Genomic DNA, 4,792 nt, shown 5'->3' on the forward strand with positions numbered 1-4,792 from the left:
AAAAAAGTAAAAACTTTTTCAACAGCATCAGCGGTGTGCAGAAAATAGAATAAGTTATTTGACAATGTTTTATTGTGAGAAAAATTCATATACACAATTATATTGAAATTTTATGTTTAATTTGTATAATGTATACAAATATTAAATCTATTTATTGTTAATGTCAATACTGTTATCTTGAAATACTACCAAAAATGGCCGGGTTTGAAATTCATTATTTTTTAATATAAAATTTCTTTTTTAATAATAAAAATTTAATACCGCATTAAATGGATTTAAAAATTAAGCAATCTAATCTCAGCACTGAAGCCTATAACAAAATCAAGCTCCTGATTTTGAACGGAAAATTAAAAAGCGGCGAAAAAATAATCCAGGAGAAAATGGCTGAAAAACTCGGAATCAGCAAAATACCTTTAATATCCGCCTTATCAATACTGCAAAAGGAAAGACTCCTTACCTATGTCCCTGGAAAAGGTTTTTGCGTAAGAAAAATACCTCTTGACGAATTCCACGATCTGCTTGATTTAAGAGGCGTGCTTGAAGGACTGGCAGCAAAAAAATTATCCGAAAATATGACACAGCTTCATAAGGATGTCCTTATTTCGTATCTTGAAAGTTTTAAAAAATATGCGAAAGAAAATGATATCGATAAATATACAGAGACTGATAAAAAGTTTCACTTCTACATTATTGAATCCTATAAAAATGCTTACCTTCAGCATATAAACAATTCATTTAACATACTTATTTTAATTTATTCAAAGGGATTTAAATCAGACATAAAAGTAAGCGCAGCAGACCATGAGAAAATAGTTCAGTGCATCATTAATAATGACGGAGTAGGCGCATCAAATCTCATGATTGAACATTTTGAAAAAGCAAAAGCTTACTGGTAATTCCTGTATATTAATAAATCAATAAATTTAAAAACAGAGTAAAAGAAGGGATATAAATGAAATATGTAGTAAATGTACAATCAATGACTCCTGATCTGGATCCCAGATCACTGAGGGAAAGAGTCAAAAACAGAGATAAAGTAGTTCTGAGAGACACTTATTATCTTATTAATCCTGAAGATAAAGGATGCGAATCAAGAAGGCTTACCCTGGGGCATACGACTATATATCCTACCGGAACAACGACCGGCCATTCTCATGACGACATGGAGGAAGTTTATTATGTTGTAATGGGCGAAGGCACAATGGTTGTAGATAAAGATGAATATGAAATAAAGCCGGGAGACGCACTTTATGTACCGCCCGGAGTTTTTCATACAACAAAACAAACCGGAAACCTGCCTCTTGTAGTTGTCTGGGTTACCTGCAAAATAGACTGATTTTTTAGTATTTCCGATATTAAAAAATAATGCTTTAAATAATAATTAAATTCCAAGGAGAGTGGGTTAATGTTAAAAAAACAAATACTGATTAATGGCACATGGATAGATTCTGAAAGCAAGGATGTAATAAAGGTAGTAAATCCTGCATATGGAGAAGTTTTTGCAGAGGTTCCAAAGGCGCACAAGATTGATGTTGAAAAAGCAATTGAAGCTGCTGCTGCAGCTTTTGAATCATGGTCTTCCCTTTCTCCTGCCAGAAGAGGGGCATTTCTTCGCAAGGCAAGCAGCCTGGTATTTGAAAGGAAAGAGGAAATTGCCAAACTTATGACGATGGAACAGGGAAAACCTTTTAAGGAAGCACTTGGAGAAGTTGAAAAAGGCGCAACTATTTTAAGATATTATGCAGAAGAAGGCGAAAGAGTATACGGAAGAATAATTGCCAATGAGGAAGAAGACTTTGAGAGCCATGTCATATACCAGCCGGTTGGTGTTGCCGCAGCTATTTCACCCTGGAATTACCCTATTGAACTTCTTGCATGGAAAGTAGGAGGAGCTCTTGCTTCAGGATGCACTATTATTGCAAAACTCCCCTCGGAGACCCCGCTTTCACCGCTTGCTTTTGCTGAATGCCTGCATGATGCAGGAGTACCTGCGGGAGTTATAAATGTGCTTACAGGTTCCGGTTCGGAGATAGGTCCGGTGCTGTTTGACAGTAAAACTGTTAAGAAAGTGGCATTTACCGGTTCTACTGAAACAGGGCATGAAGTCCTGAAAGGATGCATACCGACTTTTAAAAAAGTGTCTCTTGAGCTTGGCGGAAGCCTGCCTACAATCATATGCAAAGACTGCAAGCTTGACATTGCGGTCAAAGGTTCGGTAAGAAGATCCTTCAGAAATATGGGACAGATTTGCATTGCAATAAACAGGATCTATGTTGAAGACGATATTTATGAAGAATTCATTGAGAAATTCGTTGAAGAAACCAGGAAATTAAAAATAGGCGACGGATTAAAAGAAGACTGCGACCTTGGCCCCATGTGTACAACAGGAGGAATAAAAACATCTGTAAGCCATATTGAAGATGCAGTTTCAAAAGGCGCAAAAATTGCCTGCGGGGGCAAGAAGCCTGAGGGGGCAAAGTATGAAAAAGGCTATTATTTTGAGCCAACCATATTAAGAGATGTGAATAATGACATGCTTGTAATGAAAGAGGAAACTTTCGGCCCGGTTGTCGGAGTTATGCCGTTCAGCACATATGAAGAAGCAGTAGAGCTTGCAAATGATTCAGTTTACGGCCTTGCATCAATAATATTTACTGAAAGTCTGAGTCTCGCAAATTATCTTTCCAAAAAAATAGATTCCGGAAACGTTGCGATAAACAATGTTGACGCAGGTGTAATAAATGCTCCTTACGGAGGATGGAAAGACAGCGGCTTCGGACATGAGCACGGACCTGAAGGACTCTACGAATATCTTCTGATTAAGCATGTAAGACTTAGGTATCTTTAAAAAATAATTTCAGGTTATTTTTTTATAGGATTTTATAAAAATTTAATATAAAAATGCGAGCAGCATGTTTGTGAAAGGATGAAGGCAATATATGTTAAATGCAAAAGAATATATACTTGGCATCGATATAGGAACTTCCGCCACCAAATCAATAATAATCGATAGTGAAGGAAAGGTCATTTCTTCAGCATCCATGGAATATCCTTTATATACCCCTCATCCGGACTGGTCTGAGCAGGAACCTTCGGACTGGTGGAATGCTACCGTCAAGACAGTAAAAGAGGCTATAAAAAAAAGTAATGTTGATGCAGGTTTGATAAAAGGAGTAGGTCTGTCAGGCCAGATGCACGGTCTTGTGGCACTTGATAAAAATAAAAACGTTATAAGGCCTGCTTTTTTATGGAATGACCAGAGAACCCTGAAACAGTGCCAGGAAATTATTGCGATTGCGGGGGGCCTTGACAGTCTTCTCAAGCTTACAAATAACAATATGCTGCCGGGATATACCGGAGGAAAGATACTGTGGCTAAAGGAAAATGAGCCTGAAAATTATGGAAAAGCTGTAATATTTTTAAATCCGAAAGATTATATAAGATTTAAAATGACAGGTGAGTTTGCAACAGAAGTTTCCGATGCTTCAGGAACAGGACTGTTTAATGTTAAAGAAAGAAAATGGAGCAATATTCTTCTGGAGAAGCTGGGAATTGACATGAACCTGCTTCCGCCTGCTTATGAGTCGCCTGAGATATCGGGTTATACGACCGGGGAATTCTATGCTGAGACCGGTCTGCCTGAACATACACCTGTTGCGGGAGGCGGCGGTGACTCCGTAGTCCAGACAACAGGAAGCGGTCTTATCAAGGAAGGGATCCTTGGCATTACCATAGGCACGTCCGGCATAACTGCGATGGGACTGAACTCATTTAAATTCAATGCTTCCGGAAACCTCCAGGTATTCTGCAATAACTCCCCCTCAAAATGGCATATCATGGGAGTCACGCTTGCAGCCGGTGGTTCTCTGCAATGGTACAAGAATAATCTCTGCAAATATGAAATAAATGCTGCCAGGGAAAAAAATGTGGATGTTTATAAAATACTTGATGATGCTGTGATGTCCAATTCGCCTGCCGGAAGCAATAATCTTGTTTTTGCACCCTATCTTATAGGTGAAAGATGCCCTTACCCTGACCCGAATGCCAAAGGCGTCTTTGTAGGGGCTACTTTAAGGCATACCCACTCGGATTTCACACGAGCCGTCATGGAAGGCGTATCATTCAGCCTGAAACAGGTGTATGAAGTAATAACAAATATGGATAAAAATCTTGCCGTCCAGGAAATACGCATATCAGGAGGAGGCTCCAACAGCTCTCTCTGGAAACAGATAACAGCCGATATTTTCCAGCTTCCGGTAAGAACAGTAAGCGGAAGCAAGGAAGGCGGGGCATTCGGTGCCGCTCTTGTAGCAGGAGCAGGCTGCGGGATATGGAAGAATGTTGAAGAAGCGATTGAGGTAATAAGTGTGGAGACGGAAACGCTTCCGGACAGCAAAAACAGCAAAGTTTATAACGAGCTTTATGATATTTATAAACTATTATACCCCACTTTAAAGCCAATATTTGACAAACTCTCCGGAGGCTAAAGAAGATCCGGAAAAGAGATCGGGGAAACGTATAATTTGGCTTGATATTAAAATTATACTGATATATTTATCGGGATAATAGGATATTTAAGCAAATAGTTTTGATCATAACTGTGTTGATTTTATAAGAAACAGATAAATAATAAAGTTATAAAATAAGGGGGGTAAATTGTACGCCCCCTTATTTATCTTAGCTTCTCCTGTATCAGACTTCGGTTGGATCCGATTCCGAAACAACGACTTTCCAGTCATTTTCCTCCCTGTCAAAATCAGCAATCCTGTCAATTGGCAGTTTCATATATAGT

Annotated in this window: 5 protein-coding genes; 4 read left to right on the forward strand and 1 reads right to left on the reverse strand. The window is 38.6% G+C overall.

Going from position 1 to position 4,792, the window contains the following annotated elements:
* Positions 1–269 precede the first annotated feature (269 nt).
* From GXZ93_06165 to xylB, 4 genes are all read left to right on the forward strand, one after another.
* Positions 270–896: a GntR family transcriptional regulator gene (locus GXZ93_06165; GenBank protein ID HHT79357.1), complete on the forward strand. Its 627-nt coding sequence runs from the start codon at positions 270–272 to the stop codon at positions 894–896.
* 56 nt (positions 897–952) lie between these two features.
* A complete protein-coding gene (locus tag GXZ93_06170) occupies positions 953–1,336 on the forward strand; it encodes a cupin domain-containing protein (protein HHT79358.1) in 384 nt (127 codons plus the stop codon).
* 69 nt (positions 1,337–1,405) lie between these two features.
* Positions 1,406–2,848 (forward strand): NAD-dependent succinate-semialdehyde dehydrogenase, encoded by a 1,443-nt coding sequence (locus tag GXZ93_06175; GenBank protein ID HHT79359.1) that lies wholly within the window; start codon positions 1,406–1,408, stop codon positions 2,846–2,848.
* A gap of 91 nt (positions 2,849–2,939) precedes the next feature.
* Positions 2,940–4,487 (forward strand): xylulokinase, encoded by a 1,548-nt coding sequence (xylB, locus tag GXZ93_06180; GenBank protein HHT79360.1) that lies wholly within the window; start codon positions 2,940–2,942, stop codon positions 4,485–4,487.
* A gap of 205 nt (positions 4,488–4,692) precedes the next feature.
* On the opposite strand, the gene GXZ93_06185 is transcribed toward xylB, so the two are convergent.
* Positions 4,693–4,792, reverse strand: a 100-nt coding sequence (locus GXZ93_06185; protein HHT79361.1) for a PaaI family thioesterase, incomplete at its 5' end; no start/stop codon positions are given.

Source organism: Actinomycetota bacterium (genome assembly GCA_012837825.1).
Classification (GTDB): Bacteria; Actinomycetota; Humimicrobiia; order Humimicrobiales; family Humimicrobiaceae; genus Humimicrobium.